The sequence below is a fragment of the Pseudomonas sp. NPDC089408 genome, assembly GCF_044749445.1.
Lineage (GTDB): Bacteria > Pseudomonadota > Gammaproteobacteria > Pseudomonadales > Pseudomonadaceae > Aquipseudomonas.
The window spans coordinates 1-18,877 of the sequence record NZ_JBIVHY010000024.1; the positions used below are offsets into that span (position 1 = coordinate 1).

Sequence of the window (18,877 nt, forward strand, 5' to 3'; positions counted from 1 at the left end):
CCAACGTATTCGTGAATGACCAGCCGTTCGCCCAGCGAGCCTTTCATGAACACATAGACATAGCCCAGGCGCAGCGCGCGCAGGGTGTAGGCGGAGTGTTGCAGCGGTCCGAAGCCTTGCTCGAGGTTGAAACCTGAACCGGCATAGCGGCAGGTGGGCATGTCGCCGGTGCGCGGCACGATGGCATAGCGCACCGGCAGGATGGGGATACGTGCACTGCAGGCGGGGCCGGAGGTGGCGCTGCTGACACTCGCGTCATTCATGGTTGGTCTCCCTGCTTTCGATCAGTGTGTGCAGTTCGCGAAGGCGACCTTGAGGTGATTCTTCAAGGTTGGTGTAGATCTTCCCGGCTTGTTCATCACTCATGAGCCACATATGTCTGGCGATCAGCCGGATGTACTGCCCGGCGACTTCCTCGTTGCGAAAGTTGAGCGCTTTCAGTTGTGGCAGCAGGGTTTCAATCCAAAGCCTGATATCGGCCAGCGTGTGGCTGTCGTGTTGTGGCAGGGCCGACACTTCGTGCGCCAACGTCAGCACGAAGTGTTCGTGCATGCCTGTTTGCAGCCGCTCAAGTTCAAGCTTGCTCAGCAGCAACGGGGCTTGCGAAAAGGAACGGACAGAGGTCGGGCTGCGATCAAGGGTTTTCCACGTGTGGGCCGGCCCCCAGTTGACTCGCCAGGCCAGCGAAGTCACAGGCCCGAGCCAGGCCGCCCGATGCTCGTCATCCAGCGCATCCAACCAGGCTTCGAGGTGGTCGGGTCTGAACTCGAAAGTGGCCAACCCGTGATCCGGAAGCGAGACTTGCACCAGGCTGGTGAAATGGTTTGCCAGCTCGGCAAGGCCAGTATCGGCATCCAGCGCGATGGCGGCGCCAACGGGCATCCAGGTTGCGATTGCGTAAGCAAGCAGTTCAGGCGCGTCTGACACGTCTACCAACAAAGGCCCGAAGTCATGACGTTCGTCCAGGGCACTGCGTCGCCACACCCACGCATGCTGGGTATTGCGGCTGACTTCATTGATAAGCTCGAGCACCGAAGGGGCATAGGCCGGAACCAGCTCTCCATTTTCGAGTATTTGCGATATTGGCCTATAGGCCCAGTACTCGAGCGTGCGGGTAAGAAGCAGCAAAAAACGCGCGTTGTTTGCGAAGTCCGCACTTGGCAGCGTGTTTGAGTGCACTGTTTTCATCGGCCTGGCCCTCTGCTGCAGCGGCAGTCGGGCAAGGGGCAGGAGCCATCGGGTTGGCGCCCGCACTGGCGGTCCAGGGGCTTGCCATTGACCGGCGCGCTACTGATAGAAAACGGGTTGCCTGCACCTTCTGCCGATTGCAGCAACTGGCCATTGATGCGGATTGTCGGGCCGTCGAGCGTGATGCCTGTCTCGTCGATCTGGATGGAGCCACCAGGGCCTCGGATGATCACTGCCTCCGCCGTCCTCAGCTCATAGCGGCGTGTTCGCCTGCGGATCTCGACGCCGGCTTCAAGCTCGGCATGCCCTTCGACCTGCTGCTCGAGGTTGCCGCCAATGCGGGTGTGATGATTGGCAGAGATCTGGTCGTGGCGGTGATTGCCGATGGTTTCAACACGGTCCTTGGCGATCTTGATGATCTGGTTTCGACCGATATCAAGCGCGGCGTCTTGCCCAATACTGACGCGCTCGTCATTGCCAACCGTCTCGGTACGGTCATGGCCAATCAGAATCGACTCGTCGTTGTTGACTTCTTTCTTGCGGTCATTGCCGACCTGGGTCGTCTCATCGTGCCTGACCACAATGTTCTGGTCTTTCTGTGCGTGGATGAACACTTCTTCCTGGCCCAGCTCATCTTCAAAGCGCAGTTCATTGAAACCAATACCCTTGTGGGTCTGGCTTTTGATCGTCATGCGCGTCTTGTGCCGGGGCAGGTCGTACGGCGGTAGCTGATCACCGCAGTACGTGCGCCCGGTGATCATCGGTTGGTCAGGGTCGCCATTGACGTACTGAATGATCACGTCCTGGCCGATGCGTGGAATGGCCATGGCGCCCCAGCTGCCACCCGCCCAGCCTTGGGATACCCTGACCCAGCAGGAGCTCAACGCGTTGTTCTGGCTTTCGCGATCCCAGGGGAAGCTGACTTTCACCCGACCCCATTCATCGCAGTAGATTTCCTCGCCAGGCGGGCCGACCACGGTGGCCATGTGTGGCCCGTCTACCTGTGGCTTTTCCAGGGGAGCAGGGCGCCATTCGGTTCGACCGGGTACCAGCACTGCGGTCTGCTCGTAGCGGGTGCTTTGATCGACGCCAGCGGCTTCTTCTTGCAGGCTGGTGAACTGGGTGCCTTTATGCCTGACCGATTTCACCCGCCAATGGGTGTTGAGGTCGTCACGTGGGTGACCTGTCAGGTTGAAGCTCAGGCCCGGTTGCAGGCGCACGTCATCACCTTGTACTTCCGCCAGCCGCACATCGTGACGTAGGGCGGTTATGCGGTTTTCAGTGAACGGTTTACCTACGACATCGCGCTTGTAGCGGCCGGGGTAGTCGAAATACTCGTAATCGGCGGACTGGTGCTCCAGGAAAGGGCCGGCGGCTCTGTGCTCCTGGCGGTAGGCTGGATGGGTGAAGGTGTGGTCGCGCTGAACCTGGCGTGCTGTGCGTACCTGTTCGCTGTAGCTCAAGCGGCGCAAACAGGGTTTTGGCTGGTCGCCGCCGCTGTTTGACTGGTACAGCACGGTGTTGGGATCTATCGGCTCATCGTCATCGTAGAAACCCTCGTCTTCGTCTTCGGCCTTGATGGCCCCATGACTGATCAAACCCAGTGATTGCAGCCGATCAGTGATGATCAGCTTGTGCAACTTTTCACTGTGGGCGAAGCGATAGACGAAGCCCTCTTCTGCAGCAAGGCGCGCGATGAACGCCAAGTCCGTTTCGCCGGCCTGAACGCAGAACTCGCGGACCTGGTGGTCCATGCTCGCGCGCAGTTCGTACTGGTTGATGCCCTGGCGCTTGAGCATCAGTTCAAGAATTTGTGGCACGGTCTTCTGCTGGAAGATGCGCCAGTTCGAGCGCAGACCGGCACGGGCCAGCTGTGGTTCGACCAGTGCGTGATAGTAGGTGCGGTAGAAACCACTCTCAGCTTGGCTGAAGCGGCTGACCAGGCCGTGCACATGACGCACCGGGCGTTCACCTTCCCAGAGGGTGAAGAGCACTGGCTTGTCGAGCAGATGACCGAAGTCGATATCGTTTTCGAAGCTGACCAGTGTCAGCTCCAGTTCGAAGGGCGTGCTGATTCCTTCTCTGAGTTCGAACGACACCACTTCAAATTCAGCTTCGCCAACCAGAGGCTGGAAGCTGTAACGCAAATCAGATTGGCTAGGCATAAGCAATCCTTCCGCCGTCTGAGAATTCGAAAACCCCTGGCAGGGCGCGCCTGCCAGGGATGCTCAGCCGGGTCAGGCGATCGGTTTACGCCAGTCGTCGGAGCCTTCGGTGCCTGCGGTGATATGGGTCCAGGAGATTTTGCGGTACGCCATCGAAACCTCGATCAACTGGGTGAAGTCAGCGTTCTCCTTGTTTTGTGCATGGGGCAAGGTGGTGTTGATGTCGACAATGGTGGCGTCCTCCAGCTTGGTGGTGAAGAAATGCTCCTGCTTGCCTTCCACCGAAGTGCGGTACCAGTTGACTTCAACGGTCGGCAGCATTTCGCCGCTGGACAGGGCCTGGTACATCAACGGGGTTGCCTTGTTCAGCGAGCTGGTGAAGATGAACGGCTTGTGCACGCGCTGACCGGCAGGCTGGCCGCTCTGCGGGTCAGTGGGGACGGTCACCTGATGCTTGATTTCCTGCACCAGGATCTCGTCTTCATGGCCTTCGACGAACACGTTGCCCACCGAGTCGGAAGTGAAGGCGCCTGCGGTGATGTTGCCTTGGGTTTGGCCTTCGATTTTGATGTAAGCGGGTGTTGGCATGGCAGTCTCTCCTGCGTCCATGTGGATAAAGCACGCGCACTGGCGTGGCCATCGGAAACGATGGACTTGTCAACGAAGCACTCGCCTCGTCAATTCGTTGAATTGCGTCGGTTGTTGGCTATTTACTGCTGCAAAATGCCGTTTAGCGACTCCAGCACCTCGGTGGTGATCAGGTGCAGGCGGTAGCTGTAGATGCCGTAGGCCACCGCCAGGGCAGTGGCGGAAATCAACAACGGGCTCCACCACGGCCATTGCCGGTTCATGCGGAAGTTGCGGGGGGCCACGTTGGTGTAGGGATCGCCGACCGATTCCGGCACGGGGCCGCGCAGTTCGCGGATGATCCCGTGGAGCTGGTGAATGAGCCCGTTCAGCGACTCTTCGCCTTTCGGCGCGATGGCGTACTTGCCCTTCAAGCCCAGGCACAGGGCGAAGTACATGAACTCCAGTACATCCTGGTAGCGTGCGGGCTCCTGCATCAGGCGGGAGAGCACGGTGAAGATCTTTTCCCCACCCCAGGTTTCGTCGTGGAAGATGCTCAGCAGGGGTTCCTGGCTCCAGCAGCTGGCTTTGCCCCAGGGCCGTTCCATGACCGCCTCATCGATGAAAAGGCACAGCCCGTACGAGTACGCGAGCAGCTGGGTGTGCTCGTAACCGTGCTGGCGCATTTCTTCCCTGATGTTGTCGATCTGGTTGCGTACCTGCTGCTGCACGTCCTTGATGTTGGGCAAGGAGTCGAGGGTGCGCAGGCGTATCACCAGGCCGAACAGTGGTGTGGCGGCGTCCAGCATCAGGTTTGCGTAGCCGCCCCGCAGCTGGAAATCTGGATCAGCTGGGTAGCCTGTGTACACAGTCGCTGGCTTTCGCAATCGCTCAGCGCCTTCATCGACGGCTGATGTGGATGAGGCGCCGAACAATGACGCTTCAATCCTCGTCTGCAGGTGTTTGTTCTCAACCCGTGCCGGATCAGTGGGGAAGGTGTTGTTCGCTTCCATGTCACTCGCTCCTGATTGCCCAGAACTGCAGTTCAAGCCCCGGGAATTCGCCCGCGACATGAATGCCGAAACCATTGGATGTCTTCATGCCCGCCCAGGTCGGGTCGTGACGGTCCAGTTCGAAGTAGGCGAAGCCTGCATGGAAGGGCAGCTCCCGCGGCGCCACGAGCAGCGGCACCAATGGAATACCCGGCAGTTGCAGCGGCACGGCCTCGTTCAGGGACTCCAGCGAAACGATCTTGGCTTTCTGTACGAACATCTGGCGCAACGTTTGCGGCGGCAGATTGGCACGCACTGCCAGGATGAAGTCGGCTTGATCGATCAGACGACGGTCTTCCAGGGTTGTCGTCATCACACCGTACTTCAGCGTCTCCAGTGGCAGCGACACGGCGCGAGGTTGCAGTATCGTGCTCAGTGCCCGGCGCAGCGTTTCTTCCAACGGCTTGAACGAAGTGCGCAGTGCGGTGTGGTGATAGGCAGGGTATTCCTGCGGCAGACGAGTCTCGTCGGTGAAGGTGACGAACTCACCACAGGCCTGGCTCATGCACAGGTACAATTGCTCGGGGTGCGTCTGACCTTGCCTGGCCAGGTGCTGGAAGCACGGCCACCAGCGGTTCATGGCCTGCAGCAGGTTGAAGTCGCGAATGTCGGCGATTCCGGACTGGCCGGAGGCGCCGATGCGGGCGGCGAGGTTGCGCGCGCGTTCGCGCAGGGTGTTGGTGATTTCCTCCAGGAACCGTTGCAGCGCCGGTATGGCACGTACTGAAACACTGGTGGGGTAGAACCCTTCATCCAGTTGCAGGCTGCCATCGGGGCGCCGTTCCAGAATACGGGCCAAGGCCAGGCGGGTATAGGCACTGCTGTCGTCGGCCTTGCGTTTTAGCTGCAGGTTGGGCACTGCCAGGTCGACCTGTACCAGGTCACCGTCGGCGCTGTGGGTATCCTTGATTTCCTGCGGCTGGGCGCTGTAACGAAAGTTGGCGGCGTTGTCGGGCCAGCTCACCTCCCGGCCGCCTTCGGTACGCAGCGGCAGGCACAGGTAGATCTCGCTGTCTTTGGCGCCGTCGTCGTCGATCTCCAACGGTGGTGGGGGCGGCGAGTCTGCCGGGATATCGAACACCGTGCCGTCCGGCATGATGCCGCGGGCACGGGTGATGGCGACTTTGCCCAGGCTCAGGTACTCGTCGTTCAACTGCAGTTCGCTGAACCCGTAGAACGCCGCATTGAGGCTGCCAAGGCGTTGGTGCAGGGCCGCTTCGCTGGCCCGGGTCGCTTGTTGGAAATGCTGCGGTTTGACGAATAGGCCTTCAGGCCACAGGACAGGGTTACGTGAACTCATGAGCGCTCCGTGTCAGCGTGAGTCAATGAGAAGGGCTGGGCTGCCATCAGTCTTCTTCCTTGAGCAGGACCTGCGTGTCGTTGAGCAACACCGACAGGATGATCTGGTGGCCGCGAGGTGGGATGCGCAATACCTGGCTCCAGGTGGCGTTTTCCTGGTTGCGGTAGTCGGCGATCACCGCGACGAAGCGGGTCTCGGGCTCGATGGGGGCAAAGGGGATGAACTTGAACTGGCCGGGCCGCAGCAGGTAGTCGTCATCGCGGACGTAGGTGCTACGCAGCGCCTTGGCCGGATCCCTGTCCAGCAGTTCATAGACGCTGTTGCGCAGCAGTGAGTCGTCGCGCAGTTGCAGAACCTTGATGGCCATCGGCGTGGCGACAGGTTCGGTACCTACGGCGGTGGTGTGGGGTAAAGTCAGCACCACGGTCGGGTCTTCGTAGCGGCCGGGCGTACTTTCCTCCATAGGCGAACGCCTCAGATCATCGTCCTCGTCTACTGGCATCGCGACAGGCGACATTGCCGGGAACAGTTCCTGAAGGTGTTCGAGTAGCGTCCCGACTTTCTCGGTCAAGGCGTAAGGGTCGCCCGCACTTAAGCTGACTGCGTAGGGGCTGGGTTCCAGGGCGCCTGTTTGCTCGGCTGGTGTTTCGACGCTGTGAGGGTTGCCGTTGAGTGTCGGGCTGGCGTTGATGCTGAACGCGACCTGGGTGGGGTGATCCTTGGGCGGCCCAATCGGTAGCGAATGATCCATCACTACTTGGCTGGCTCTGTCCCATGTGGTGCAGCCAGGTATGGCGAGCAGCGTAATCAGTAGCGGCATTAACGAAAACTGTTGGCGGTTCATGGGTGTGCTCCCGCTTCCAGGGACTGCAAAGGATCGACTTGCTCAGTGCACTTGACCTCCACTGCATCCAGCGCAGCCAAAGGGTCATTGCCGTTACCCGGTTCAAAGACCGAGCAGATTTCGACGGCGACCGGGCGCTTGGCTGAAGCGGTTTGCCCAGCCTCGGCGGGTACATCGAGGAGCCATTGATCAAGGGATTTCTGGTCAGGGCTGAACAGTTCTTCCAGTGAGCGCACATCAGCTTGTGCCAGCTGCACCTGCAGCTGATAGGCGCCAACGCGCAGCCGGTCACCCTCCCGCAGGCGCCGAGCAGCGAGCGGCGCCAAACTGTCGAGGCTGCTATTGAGGTAGGTGCGCTGGCATCGGTCGATCACGCAGAAGCCGCCTTCGAGCCAGCGGATCTCGCAATGAATCGGCGCAACAGTCTGTTCGTGATCATCGATCAGCCAGGTAGCCCCTGCGCTCCCGATGGTGCCGCCGGTGCAATCGAACTGGTGTCGGGCAGTGACGTTATGCTGCAACTGTTCAAGGTTGGTGATGCTCAAGGTCATCAGGCTCATGAGCGCCCCCGGAACCGCACAACGGGGCTGAACTTGCCGTGGCTGTCATCAACAAAGCTGGTCCAGCCCAGGTGGGCGCCCTGGCTGCGGTGCAGACAGAACGGTGATAGCGCGTTCTGCTTCAGGCGCAGTTCGAGGTCATAGGCCAGGCCATCGCGTAATAGAAAGTCGATCAGTGCACGCAGGCGGTTGAAGTTAATGCCGCTGGGCAACAGGTCGCGCAGCTGTTCCTGGTTGAGTTCACTGATCACGATGGTGAACTTGCTGCTACGGGTTCGCGTGCGGCTGCCGACCATGAAGGAGTTGCCCAGCTCGCCATTGCTGCGACCCAGGCTGACCAGCTGCTTGGCCGTAGTGGGAACCGAGCGTGTTTCGAATTCACGGATGTGCACCTGCTTCAGGTCGAAGCAGTGGGCGATGATGCCGGCGACCGTGCCCGGCGCACGGCTGCGGCTGGCGATGACCCCGGCGAAACTGAGCAGCCGGCTCCAGGGCAGCGCCGTATCTCCGCGCAGCTGTTTGTCGTTCAACCCCAGCAGGGCAAAAATGTATTGGGAGAAGCCATCGCTGGCACCCGGCTGGAAGCGAATATAGTAGCGGTACTTGCGCCAGATGCGGTGCAGCAGGCTGAGCAGGTAGTGATTGAAGAAGTCGAGGAACGCCGGCCGCACGCCGATGCCATGTGCATGTTCATACGCCACTTGTTCCAGGTAATAGGAAGGCAAGGGCGAGTCTGTGCCGTGCAGGCCCATGAAGGTGGTGCACACGCGATAGCGGTCTGCTTCTTCAGGCATGCGCTCGGCTTTGTAAACGTCGGACACGGGAAAGGTCAGCCGTGGGTCACAACCCAGCCGCACGCGCAGCCGGGTGACCTGGTCCGGCCAACGCGGTTCCAGGTCATCCCCGTGCAAGCCGTAAAGGCGTTCCAGCAACTGGAAGAAGTTGTACTGGTGTGCCTCGGCGAGCAACTTGTCGGCTAGATCAGCGGTTGTTTGCCGGTCTGGATAGGCCATATGTAGTGCTCGTTGTTGGTGGTGTTGATCACTTCCAGTTGATGGAAGGAGTTGATGCTGGCGTACAGGGCGAAGAAGTGCGCGAGCACGCAACCGAACAGGTACAGGTCGCCCTCGCAGAGGAATGCGGCCTGATCCAGCTTCAGCCGTGTGCGCAGACCGCGAATGGGCTGGCCCTTGATCAGCCAATCCAGGGGTTCTGTATGAACATCGCGGATGCCGTCGAGCCGCTTGCGGGTGGTTCGGGATTGCTGGATGTCATGCAGGGCGGCGAAGTCATAGGCATTGATGACCGCTTTCAGCGGCTCGGCCGAAAGCAGCGACAAGTAGTTGAGCGACATGTTGGAGATCAGCGCCCACTGCAATTGGCCGTCCAGTACCGGCCTGCAGGGGCGGGTGGGCGCACAGAGGTTGGTGTAGCTGGCCAGGGGCGGCGTGACCTCGGAAGTCACATTGATGTCATCGACCTTCAATGCCAGTGGCAGATCTCGGTTGGTACAGGTCAGGTCGATGGATGCCGTTTCCAGTTCGCCGATATAGCTATTGGCATCCGCGCGAACAAAGGCGATACGGTGCGTTACGCCATCGCCCAGCAGCGAGTCTTCAAGCGTGTAGCGGTAGTACAGCGCCGCGCGCCCTTGAACATGTTCGATCTCATGGGCGAACGACTCGAAGGGGCGGAAGGTCCGCAGGTGTTCGCCGGTATTACCGTCTGTTGTCGTGCGGGTACTGACGACCCGATCGACACTGAATATTTCATAGGCGTGCCGCTCTTTACCTCTGGGCGTGAGGTCGGCCGGGGCGTGCCGGTTGGATAAGTCGATCGGTTCGGCGCTGTGGCTGAACAGATTTATAGCCGGGGTGCAGAACAGGCTGAAATCCGCTTTGCCGATGCGCAACGCGTCAGGTAGCTGGCGGGTGAAATGAAGCTCAATACTCACCTGCTGAGTGGCCTGATCGGTCCAGACTTTCTCCAGCCCGGTTACGCGGAAGAAGTTGAAGCGCTTCGGAAATACAAAGTATTCCTGCAAGATCCGATAGCCGTCGAAAACGTTCTGCGGGTAAGGCAGCAGCCCTTCGTTCGAACTGAAGCCAGGGAAGATGATGCTGCTGGCTGGCAGCCGACGGACCTCGCCATTGATCGTCACTGCGACATGCTTGAGGTATTGAGCGATCCAGAGGTACAGCGTCCGGGCAGTTTCTGTATCACCGCTCAGGTGGAAATCCAGGCTGTCGCAGCCAAGGGTGTTCAATGGTCGCTCGACCAAGGTGCTGAGGCCGATGCGCGCCACTGAACTGTCAAGCGTCTGGGTGGCACTCACCGATTCGATCTCGAACGGGTGGATGTCCACAGCCATGCAAGTGCGAAACTCACAAGGCACGCCGTCCACGGGTTTGGAAAACAACCGTGAGCCCTTGGCTATGCGTTGCGACTGGCTGAGCGCTTGCTTGCGTGGCGTGAACTGTATGATCGTGGCGCTCGGCAGGGGGCGCAGGTAGTTCGGCCACAGCAGCTGCAGCATGGGGTGCGTCAGCTCTGGCAGGTCATCCTCCAGCTTGAGCCGCAGCTTGGCTGTGAGGAAGGCAAAGGCTTCCATCAGGCGTTCGACATCCGGGTCACTGCCGCCCTTGCCCAGCAGGCGGGCAAGTTGTGGGTTGTCTTTGGCGAAGTCGTTGCCCAGCTCATGCAGGTAACGCAACTCTTCGCTGAATCGATCCTTGAGTGACATCGGTTCACCTCACTCGGGTGTAGCGGCTATGGCCGTTGACCAGCAGCTCCAGTTGCAGCTGCTCCTTGTGGTTGTTGACCAGCACATGGCAGTCCAGCCTGAAGTGCAATTCCAGCGGGGCGTGACAATCAGGCATCGCTTTGAGCGAGCGCACGTGCACGCGCGGTTCGAAACGCCGGATGGTGCGGCGAATGTCGGCGCTCACCTGCTTCAGCAGGTCGCCACTGCTTGCGTCGTGCCCGTTGAAGTCACGCAGGCCCAGCTCAGGGCTGCTTTGTGAGCAGCCCTGGCGTGCGTTGAGCAGCGTTTCCAGGTGGTGCTTGATGGCGGCAAACTTCTCGGCAGCGTTCTCTTGCCGAGAGGGCGTGCGGCTTACAGACCGATGCGTCACCAAGCGATCAAAGAAACCACTCATTGGGTATCAAGCCGGCCGACCAGTGAGATTTCAAAATTCGCGCCCATGTACTTGAAGTGCGGGCGCACAGCGAGCGAAACCTGGTACCAGCCCGGATCGCCGGCAACGTCCGACACCTCGACACGCGCAGCACGCAACGGGCGACGGCTGCGCACATCGGCTGACGGGTTCTCTTGGTCGGCGACGTACTGCTTGATCCACTTGTTGAGTTCGGACTCCAGGTCTTTACGCTCTTTCCAGCTGCCGATCTGCTCGCGCTGCAGCACCTTGATGTAGTGGGCCAGGCGGTTGACGATAAACAGGTAGGGCAGCTGGGTGCCGAGTTTGTAATTGGTCTGTGCTTGCAGCCCTTCGGGGGTCTTGGGGAAGTTTTTGGGCTTCTGCACGGAGTTGGCCGAGAAAAACGCGGCGTTGTCGCTGTCCTTGCGCATGGTCAAGGCGATGAAACCCTCTTCGGCCAGCTCGAACTCCTTGCGGTCGGAAATCAGTACTTCGGTGGGGATCTTGGCCTGCAACTGCCCCAGGGCCTCATACAGGTGCACCGGCAGGTCTTCGACAGCACCGCCCGACTGCGGGCCGATGATGTTCGGGCACCAGCGGTACTTGGCGAAGCTGTCGTTGATGCAGCTGGCCAGCAAAAAGGCAGCGTTGCCCCACAGGTAGTTATCGTGCTCCCCGTCGATGTTCTCGTGGTAGTGATAGCTGTGGACGGGGTTTTCCTGCGGGTGATAGGCCGAGCGGAGCATGAAGCGCGGTCCGGTCAGTGCGGTGTGGCGGGCATCCTCACTTTCACGGAACGCACGCCACTTCGCATGCCGTGGCCCGGCGAAGATGTCCTTGATCTCCTTCAGGTTGGGCAGCTCTTCGAAGCTGTTCAAATTGAAGAATTCCGGGGACGGTGCTGCGAGGAAGGGGGCGTGCGACATGGCACCTACGGAGGCCATGTAGCTCAGCAGTTTGATATCAGGGGAAGAGGGGCCGAAGTTGTAATTCCCAACCATTGCCGCAACGGGCTCGCCGCCAAATTGACCATAACCCGCGGTGTAAACGTGTTTGTACATGCCGCTGCAAGTAATGTCGGCAGCATTTTCGAAGTCATCGAGCAAGTCCTCCTTGCTGACATGCAGGACTTCAAGCTTGATGTTCTCGCGAAAGTCCGTGCGGTCAACCAGAAGTTTGAGGCTGCGCCATGCCGATTCAAGTTGCTGGAATTCAGGCTGGTGCAAGATGGCGTCCATCTGTTTGCTGAGCACCCGGTCCAGCTCCGCAATCATTTGATCGACGCGGTGTTTGTTAATGAGTTGATCAGGGTCATGGCTTTTGAGTATTTCGGCAATAAAGGCAGATACACCCTGGCGAGCAACCTGGTAGCCCTCTTGTGCGGGTACCAGTTTGGTCTCGGCCATGATCTGGTCGAGCAACGTGGCGTTGCCCAGTGGCTCGCTCGTTGTTTCAACGGCAACAGTAGTGCGGGTTGGCTTTGGCATGGGACGCTCCGTTGTCTCAGTGTTCTTCGGGTGCCTCAAGCACCAGGTTCAGTTCTTCGGCGAGTTGTTTACGCGCCTGTTCGTTGTTCAGCAGGTGCTGCAATTGCTTGCGGAACTCAGGCACATTGCCCAGCGGGCCTTTCAGGGCGACCAGCGCTTCGCGTAGCTCCAACAGCTTGTTCAGCTCCGGCACCTGGCGAGCGATGCGGTCTGGCCCGAAATCGTTGATGGACTTGAATTGCAGCCTGACCGCCAGTTCCGCGTCGGGGGCTGTGCTGAGCTCGGAGGGCACGGCCATGGCCAGGTTGACACCGGCATCGTTCAACACGTTGTTGAAGGTGTGTTTATCGATGCGCATGACCGGCCGGTCTTCCAGCGCACGGGCATCATCCAGGCCGAAATCGCCCATCACCATCATCTTGTGCGGCAGCTCTACTTCGGCTTTTTCATCACCGGTGGCGGGCACGTACTTGATGTTTATTCGTTCTTTGGGTGCAACCGATCCTGTGGATTTTGACATTGCAGAATCTCTCCTTGGTTTGTAGTAGTTCCTAATAGTTGTTTCTGATTTTCACGTTTGGTTTGTAGGAAATTTCCTTCATATCGATGTGCGCTATAAACAAAATGGCGGGCGTTGTTAATGCTCGCCTAAAAACCATGCCGTCGGTCTTGTTATCTAGTCGAGCGCGAAAGTGTAAAAAAATATTTGTTTGTGGCCTGTGATTTTTATCGGCTAGGCTTTCGCCAGCTTATGGGGAGTGGAATGTTTATGGGTGAGTATTTAGATGCGCTCATGGAATAGGGTGTATGTATTATTGAGAGGGAATTTTCTTACAATGATTGGTAAAAGTGCTTGTGGCGTAAGTCTTTCGCTGATACTTGGCTATATGCCGACATCCGCGTATTCCGATCAGGATTGCCCACGGATCGTGTCCAACCTGGAGCGCTTGGCATGTTTCGATAATTCCGCCGGAACGCCTGCGCACCTTGTGCTTGTGCAATGGTCTGCACCGGAGCAGGACTCGCCCACGTTGCACCGCGTGATGGCCCATGAGGCGGGGCGGGCAGCAGATGACCTGACGTTTCGCCTGAGGGCTGAAGAACACGGGCTCATGATCGCCGCGCCTGCGATTGCGTCGGTTACCCCGCACCCCTACCTGGTGATCAGCTGTGTGCAGAACATCTCCAGGTTGCAACTGGTCACTGCCCAGCCCATCGATGCCGGACGCGTGACGATCCGCTTGCGAGGGGAGCGTGGCGCAACAGTGCCGACACCCTGGCAGGTGACGGAGAACGGCCAGGTGCTTGACGCCGGCAGAGGCTTACCGGGCATCGAGCAGATCAAGCAGCTGATTGGCGCTCATCGCATCCTGGTCGAGAGTGATAACCCGGCAGTCGACGGGTTGATCTTCGATGCTCAAGGTCTGGACCCGCTCATCGACGAGGCGCGCAAAACATGTCGCTGGTAGCAGAGGTCAACGCGCAGGAGATTGCCAGGCTGCTCGCACCCGTCGACGCGCAGGCACCCGCCGGCCTGTTTGATGTAGAGGACGAAACCTACCAGGCTATTGACCAGGAAATGGTCAAGCTGGGTGGGCTGCAGGAGTCTTCCATCGACTGGGTCTACATCGAAGAAGCCTCCCGGCAGTACCTGGGTCAGCAGTGCAAGCACTGGCGCATCGCCGCACACCTGAGTGTCGCCTGGCTGCGCAGCCAATGCTGGCAGCGCTGGGGCTTTAGCTTGGTACTGTTGGCCGGTCTGGTCGATCAGTATTGGGAAGGCTCACATCCGAAACCTGGCCCCAAAGGCTTTCTGGGCAAGCGCAAGCTGGTTGCCCTGATGCTTAATCGTCTGATCGAAGCGCTGTCACGCCTCGACCGCTTCACCTACAGCCCCGCTCACGCGGCGACCGCACAGGACGCGCTGCAACGGCTGCAGCGGCAGCAAGCCGCTGTGCAATTGGATGAAGCGCTGCTGGGTGAGCTTGAGCGCCTTCTTGGCAAATACACAGAGCTTGCCAACGGCGTGGGCGAGTCTCCTACAGCCTTGACCTCAGCCTCGGTCAAGACCGCTTCGGCGAGCATCAAACCTGCACCGCTGGCCGAGGTCATCGCGAAACCGATGCCTCGCGTGTCGCTGGGCAACGAGCGTGAATCACGAAGGGCCGTGCTGACCATGGCCGAGCTGATCAATCAGCAGGACCCATACGACCCGACGGGCTACCAGCTCCGTCGGTTCGGCTTGTGGGCCCATATACAGGCGGCGCCGCAAACCAAGCAAGGCAACCGAACAGAGCTGATGGCCGTGCCACAGGACATTGCCGGTGATTATGAAGAGGCCATTGCAGGCACCGCGATTGACACGGCACTGCTCCTGCGTATCGAAAAGAGCCTGACGGCTTGCCCCTACTGGATACGCGGCAGTTTCCTGGCGGCAACCGCCGCCACTCGGCTGGCCATGGGCGAGGTGGCTGAAGCCATTCGCGCCGCGACCGCTCGGTTTGTACTGCGCATGCCGGCACTGCAGCAGTTGTGCTTCAGCGACGGCAAGGTGTTTGTCGATGACCAATGCCTGGCGTGGCTCAAGGGCGCACAAGGCGTATCCGGTCAGGGTGCTGCCGCCCAGGAATTTGTCAGCCTGCGCGAGGAACTGGTCAGCCAACTGGAAACGGGCGGCGTAGAGCCGGTTTTGCTCCGGTTGCAGGGGCTGCAGGCAGATTTCCACGCCCCCCGTGAGCGCTGCCATACCACCGTCATCGCCGCTGACCTGTTAGCCGCTCGGGGTGTGTCCTGGCTGGCACGGGACTTGTGCGCAGGTGTCGCCAGAACGATGCAGGAAACCACCGCCAGCGCCTGGGAGCCAGAGGTGTTTCAACGTCTTCAACAGTATGCGGCGCCGCCCATGCAGGCTGAACGGAACAAGGAACGGGAATCACGATGAATCAGTTGTGGAAGCTCTTGAAACGCTGGGGCTTGCCCCTGGTGACCCGCATAGGTCTGGCCATGCCGCTGCTGCTTGGACTAGGTGCTGTGCTAATACTGGTTGCCATCTGGTGGCTCGGCCCGCAATGGACGTGGCGCGAGCAGCAGCCGTTGGCCAGCATGGCCCATCGAGGGCTGGCAAGTCTGGTGCTTGTGCTGGTGCCGCTGCTGTGCTGGCTTGTTGTGTTGCGCAGAGGTAATCGCCGCCTGCAGGCAGAGCGTAATCAGGCAGTGGCCGCCGAACTGGACCAAACGTTGCCATACGTTCAGGCGCAAGAGAAGGCGTTGGACCAGCGGCTTGCGCGCTTTCTGCACAATGCCGGTGGGCGGCGTGCCCTGTACCGATTACCCTGGTACCTGGTGGTGGGCGACCAGAACGCAGGCAAGACCAGCTTCATTGACCGTACCGAACAAAGTTTTTCGCTGACCCGGATCGACAAGGCGCAGGCGCGTGGCCGACAGGCGCAAGCCCTGGCCTACCCGATTGGTTGGTGGATCAGTAACGATGCAGTGATCATCGATCCACCGGGTGCCTTCGTCAGCCAGGCGTCGCGCTCAGCCTCACCCGTCGAGGAAGCAAACTCATCGCAAGTGCCGCCCGCTACGCCGGCCAAATTGTGGCAGCACCTGCTAGATTGGCTACTTCGCAACCGCAGTCAGCGGGCCCTCAACGGCGTGTTGCTGGTGGTTGACCTGCCCGCGCTGTTGCACGGCACGCCTGAGCAGCGCGTTGCATTGGCGCAGGTGTTGCGCACGCGGTTGTACGAAGTAAGCAGCCAGCTGGGCTCGCGCTTGCCGTTATATGTAGTACTGACAAAGTTCGACCTGCTGGAGGGTTTTGACCAGCTCTACGCCGGGCTTCCTGCCGCCACACGGGAAAAGATGCTGGGCTTTACCTTCAAGCTCGATTCGAGCGGGACATTCGACGCCTGGCTGGACGAATATGGCAATGGCTACGATCAGTTGATCAGCCAATTGTTCGAGCAGGTTGTGGACCGGCTCGATACGTTGGGCAGTGCGCCATTGCGAGCGAGCCTCTTTTCATTGCACGCTCAACTGGTCGGGCTGCGCCCGATACTGCTTGGCTTTTTGAAAGAAACACTGGCAAGTGATCGGTTCACCACGCCGGCCTTGGTGCGTGGCGTGTACTGGTCTTCGGTCGTACAGCAAGGCGACATGCTCAATGCCTTCGTGCGTGAGGCGGCGCAACCCTACCAGACCAAGCTTCCAGTGCTTGAAGGCAAGGCGCAGGGCAAGGCATTGGCCTATTTCATTCAGCATGCGTTCAAGCGGGTCATCTACCCGGAATCCGGGCTTGCCGCGGACAACATCAGGGTGGCGCGCAACAAGCGGCAGCTACTCTGGGTTGGCTCTGGCGTAGGCGTGCTGGCGTTGTGTGTCGGCATCGCCAGTTGGCAACGCTACTTTGATATCAATGGCGCCAAGGCTACCAGCGTGCTCGCCAAGAGCAGGGAATACAGTCATCACGAAGTGGACCAACGGCTGGACCCGACCGGGCGCAATTTATTGGAGCCGCTGGACCAGATCCGCGACGCGGTATCGGTGTTTGGCGACTATCGCGCCGCGTGGCCGGGTGTCGCCGATTTAGGCCTGTATCAGGGGCGCGCCATCGGCCCTCGCGTCGACGAGGCTTACCTAAGCCTGCTCTCCAGGCGCTTCCTGCCGGCCCTGGCCAGCGGGGTAATCGAAGCCATGAACGCGGCACCGCCAGGCAGTGAGGAGCAAATGGCTGCTCTCAGGGTTTACCGGATGCTGGAAGATCGCCAAAGTCGCCGGCCCGGGTGGGTCGAGCCGTGGATGGCCCGCCAGTGGCAGCAAAAATTCCCAGGCCAGGGGCAGCTGCAAGGCGACCTCATGCGGCACCTGAAGTATGCCTTGGCTTATGCCGACACCGAACTGCCACAGTACAACCAGCGTATCGCCGAAGTGCAGCAGACTTTGCGCAGGCTACCGCTGCCAGAACGGGTCTATGCGAGCCTTAAACAGCAGACCGCAGAGAAGTTGCATACAGGCCTGGACCTGCGCAATCAGGTCGGACCGGCCTTTGATGTGGTGTATCAGCCATCTGCCGGTGCCAGGCCGGTTGAAGACGTGTTGTTGGCGCCAATGCTTACGGCCAAGGGCTTCAAGGAGTACTTCGAACCCCGTAGTCAGCGGTTCGCCGAACTGGCGATGGTCGATGAGTGGGCGTTGGGAGAGCGCGGCCAGTTGGATTACTCGGATGCCGACCGCGTGGCGCTGAGCGAACGGTTGCGTAACTTGTACAGCGCCGACTTCATCGACAGTTGGCGGCGTGCCCTGAATGCATTTTCGGTGGCGGACTTCCGCGATCTTGATCATGGCGTTGCGATCCTGCAGCAGTTCACCGGGCCTGCGGCCCCCCTGCATCGGCTGCTGGATACCGTGAAGGAAAACACCTCGCTGACATCTGCTGTGAACATTGATGCACCTGAGGCATCTGGAGCACTGCAACCGACAACCGGCAAGCCCGAACAACAACAGGCGTGGGCCATTCAGCGTGCCTTCGCAGGGCTGAGCGCCATGTTGCGAGCAACGGGGGAGAAGCCCAGCTACTACGATGAAACCCTTGGTGCCATTGCCGCTGTTCACGACTACGCCAAGGCGGTGCAGGGCAGCCCGGACAGAGGTAAAGCGGCACTTCAGGCTGTGCATCAACGTTTCTCGATGACAGGCCAGGACCCCATTGGCACTTTGCAGCGGGTGGCCAACGGCTTGCCAGAGCCGATCAACCATCAAGTCAGGAAACTGGCCGATCAAACGGCAAAAGTACTGAACGTCGAAGCCCTGCGTGAGCTGGAGCGCCGCTGGGATGCCGAGGTGTACAGCTTCTTCCAGCAGCGCCTGGCCGGCCGCTATCCCTTTGTGGTGAAAGCGCCTGATGCCTCCCTGGACGACTTTGAAGCATTCTTCGGGCCAAAGGGGCGGCTACAACAGTTCCACGACCAGTACCTGAAGGTCTTCCTGAAGGACAACCTCGAAGCCCTGCAGGCGGGTCAGAAAGGGCAGTCGCTGATCCGCAGCGATGTGATCGAACAGCTGGAACTGGCCGACCGCATCCGCGAAACCTTCTTTGATCAGCGCGGTAACCTGAGCGTGCAGTTCAGCATCGAACCCTTGGGGCTGAGCGCGAATCAACGTACCAGCCTGCTGGACCTCGACGGCCAGTTGATTTCATACACCCATGGTCCGAGCCACATCATTGGCATTGTCTGGCCCAACACGCTGGGGCAGCACGTGCGTAGCAACCTGACGCTGCTGAGGCAGAACGGCAACAGCAGCAGCCTTGAGTACCGTGGTCCGTGGTCGATGTTCCGCTTGCTCAGCCGTGGCGCGCTCAATGGCCGCACAGCGACCAGTGTGGACCTGAGTTTCAGGGCCGGAGATGGTGTGATGCGCTATCGGCTTAATGCAGAAAAGGCCTTCAATCCCATTACCCAGCAACCCTTCAAAGACTTCCGCTTGCCGCGAGGCTTGTTGCAACAGCCAGTCAATGGCATGCAAGTGGTGCTGTCGGATGAGCAGTCGTTATGAA

General features: G+C 59.7%; 16 protein-coding genes. 3 read left to right on the forward strand and 13 right to left on the reverse strand.

Going from position 1 to position 18,877, the window contains the following annotated elements; genetic code table 11:
- The 13 genes from ACIP02_RS24965 to tssB all read right to left on the reverse strand — a co-directional run.
- Positions 1–263: toxin VasX (locus ACIP02_RS24965; RefSeq protein ID WP_400622037.1), on the reverse strand; the 263-nt coding region annotated here is incomplete at its 3' end.
- Positions 256–1,188, reverse strand: a complete 933-nt coding sequence (locus tag ACIP02_RS24970) for a DUF4123 domain-containing protein (protein WP_400622040.1) — start codon at positions 1,186–1,188, stop codon at positions 256–258. The genes ACIP02_RS24970 and ACIP02_RS24965, both read right to left, overlap by 8 nt.
- Entirely contained in the window at positions 1,185–3,353 is a 2,169-nt protein-coding gene (locus ACIP02_RS24975) for a type VI secretion system Vgr family protein (protein ID WP_400622043.1), read from the reverse strand. Before ACIP02_RS24975 ends, ACIP02_RS24970 begins: the two co-directional genes overlap by 4 nt.
- A gap of 72 nt (positions 3,354–3,425) precedes the next feature.
- Positions 3,426–3,941, reverse strand: coding sequence for an Hcp family type VI secretion system effector (locus ACIP02_RS24980; RefSeq protein WP_400622045.1), 516 nt, complete (start codon positions 3,939–3,941; stop codon positions 3,426–3,428).
- 122 nt (positions 3,942–4,063) lie between these two features.
- The gene (icmH, locus tag ACIP02_RS24985) at positions 4,064–4,993 is read right to left on the reverse strand and encodes a type IVB secretion system protein IcmH/DotU (protein WP_400622048.1); all 930 of its coding nucleotides are present in this window, start codon (positions 4,991–4,993) and stop codon (positions 4,064–4,066) included.
- Complete coding sequence (gene tssK / locus ACIP02_RS24990) at positions 4,935–6,272, reverse strand: type VI secretion system baseplate subunit TssK (protein WP_400622051.1); 1,338 nt, start codon at positions 6,270–6,272, stop codon at positions 4,935–4,937. Before tssK ends, icmH begins: the two co-directional genes overlap by 59 nt.
- Positions 6,273–6,318: 46 nt before the next feature.
- Positions 6,319–7,116 (reverse strand): type VI secretion system lipoprotein TssJ, encoded by a 798-nt coding sequence (tssJ, locus tag ACIP02_RS24995; RefSeq protein WP_400622054.1) that lies wholly within the window; start codon positions 7,114–7,116, stop codon positions 6,319–6,321.
- Complete coding sequence (locus tag ACIP02_RS25000) at positions 7,113–7,676, reverse strand: FHA domain-containing protein (RefSeq protein WP_400622057.1); 564 nt, start codon at positions 7,674–7,676, stop codon at positions 7,113–7,115. Before ACIP02_RS25000 ends, tssJ begins: the two co-directional genes overlap by 4 nt.
- Complete coding sequence (tssG, locus tag ACIP02_RS25005; protein ID WP_400622060.1) at positions 7,673–8,689, reverse strand: type VI secretion system baseplate subunit TssG; 1,017 nt, start codon at positions 8,687–8,689, stop codon at positions 7,673–7,675. Before tssG ends, ACIP02_RS25000 begins: the two co-directional genes overlap by 4 nt.
- Positions 8,653–10,419 carry a type VI secretion system baseplate subunit TssF gene (gene tssF / locus ACIP02_RS25010; protein ID WP_400622063.1) on the reverse strand — a complete coding sequence of 589 codons (1,767 nt, stop codon included), beginning with the start codon at positions 10,417–10,419 and terminating at the stop codon, positions 8,653–8,655. Before tssF ends, tssG begins: the two co-directional genes overlap by 37 nt.
- Before the next feature lie 4 nt (positions 10,420–10,423).
- On the reverse strand, positions 10,424–10,834 hold the full coding sequence (gene tssE / locus ACIP02_RS25015; protein ID WP_400622066.1) for a type VI secretion system baseplate subunit TssE: 411 nt from the start codon (positions 10,832–10,834) through the stop codon (positions 10,424–10,426).
- On the reverse strand, positions 10,831–12,321 hold the full coding sequence (tssC, locus tag ACIP02_RS25020; RefSeq protein WP_400622069.1) for a type VI secretion system contractile sheath large subunit: 1,491 nt from the start codon (positions 12,319–12,321) through the stop codon (positions 10,831–10,833). The genes tssE and tssC overlap by 4 nt, the downstream gene beginning before the upstream one ends.
- A 16-nt stretch (positions 12,322–12,337) precedes the next feature.
- Positions 12,338–12,841 carry a type VI secretion system contractile sheath small subunit gene (gene tssB / locus ACIP02_RS25025; protein WP_400622071.1) on the reverse strand — a complete coding sequence of 168 codons (504 nt, stop codon included), beginning with the start codon at positions 12,839–12,841 and terminating at the stop codon, positions 12,338–12,340.
- Between the two features lie 409 nt (positions 12,842–13,250).
- Here tssB and vasI point away from each other — a divergent pair, with 409 nt between their 5' ends.
- From vasI to tssM, 3 genes are read left to right on the forward strand one after another with little or no spacing between them, the layout of a single operon-like run.
- On the forward strand, positions 13,251–13,790 hold the full coding sequence (gene vasI, locus ACIP02_RS25030) for a type VI secretion system-associated protein VasI (protein WP_400622074.1): 540 nt from the start codon (positions 13,251–13,253) through the stop codon (positions 13,788–13,790).
- Positions 13,778–15,262, forward strand: coding sequence for a type VI secretion system protein TssA (tssA, locus tag ACIP02_RS25035; RefSeq protein ID WP_400622077.1), 1,485 nt, complete (start codon positions 13,778–13,780; stop codon positions 15,260–15,262). Before vasI ends, tssA begins: the two co-directional genes overlap by 13 nt.
- Positions 15,259–18,876, forward strand: coding sequence for a type VI secretion system membrane subunit TssM (gene tssM / locus ACIP02_RS25040; protein ID WP_400622080.1), 3,618 nt, complete (start codon positions 15,259–15,261; stop codon positions 18,874–18,876). The genes tssA and tssM overlap by 4 nt, the downstream gene beginning before the upstream one ends.
- The last annotated feature ends 1 nt before the right edge of the window (position 18,877 follow it).

Bases quoted from the DNA above. Each gene is read 5' to 3' on its own strand.
- tssA (WP_400622077.1), top strand. From the start codon at position 13,778: ATGTCGCTGGTAGCAGAGGTCAACGCGCAGGAGATTGCCAGGCTGCTC.
- tssF (WP_400622063.1), bottom strand. From the start codon at position 10,419: ATGTCACTCAAGGATCGATTCAGCGAAGAGTTGCGTTACCTGCATGAG.
- tssK (WP_400622051.1), bottom strand. From the start codon at position 6,272: ATGAGTTCACGTAACCCTGTCCTGTGGCCTGAAGGCCTATTCGTCAAA.
- ACIP02_RS24975 (WP_400622043.1), bottom strand. From the start codon at position 3,353: ATGCCTAGCCAATCTGATTTGCGTTACAGCTTCCAGCCTCTGGTTGGC.
- tssG (WP_400622060.1), bottom strand. From the start codon at position 8,689: ATGGCCTATCCAGACCGGCAAACAACCGCTGATCTAGCCGACAAGTTG.
- tssC (WP_400622069.1), bottom strand. From the start codon at position 12,321: ATGCCAAAGCCAACCCGCACTACTGTTGCCGTTGAAACAACGAGCGAG.
- icmH (WP_400622048.1), bottom strand. From the start codon at position 4,993: ATGTCGCGGGCGAATTCCCGGGGCTTGAACTGCAGTTCTGGGCAATCA.
- tssJ (WP_400622054.1), bottom strand. From the start codon at position 7,116: ATGAACCGCCAACAGTTTTCGTTAATGCCGCTACTGATTACGCTGCTC.
- ACIP02_RS24980 (WP_400622045.1), bottom strand. From the start codon at position 3,941: ATGCCAACACCCGCTTACATCAAAATCGAAGGCCAAACCCAAGGCAAC.
- tssE (WP_400622066.1), bottom strand. From the start codon at position 10,834: ATGAGTGGTTTCTTTGATCGCTTGGTGACGCATCGGTCTGTAAGCCGC.
- ACIP02_RS25000 (WP_400622057.1), bottom strand. From the start codon at position 7,676: ATGAGCCTGATGACCTTGAGCATCACCAACCTTGAACAGTTGCAGCAT.
- tssM (WP_400622080.1), top strand. From the start codon at position 15,259: ATGAATCAGTTGTGGAAGCTCTTGAAACGCTGGGGCTTGCCCCTGGTG.
- tssB (WP_400622071.1), bottom strand. From the start codon at position 12,841: ATGTCAAAATCCACAGGATCGGTTGCACCCAAAGAACGAATAAACATC.
- ACIP02_RS24970 (WP_400622040.1), bottom strand. From the start codon at position 1,188: ATGAAAACAGTGCACTCAAACACGCTGCCAAGTGCGGACTTCGCAAAC.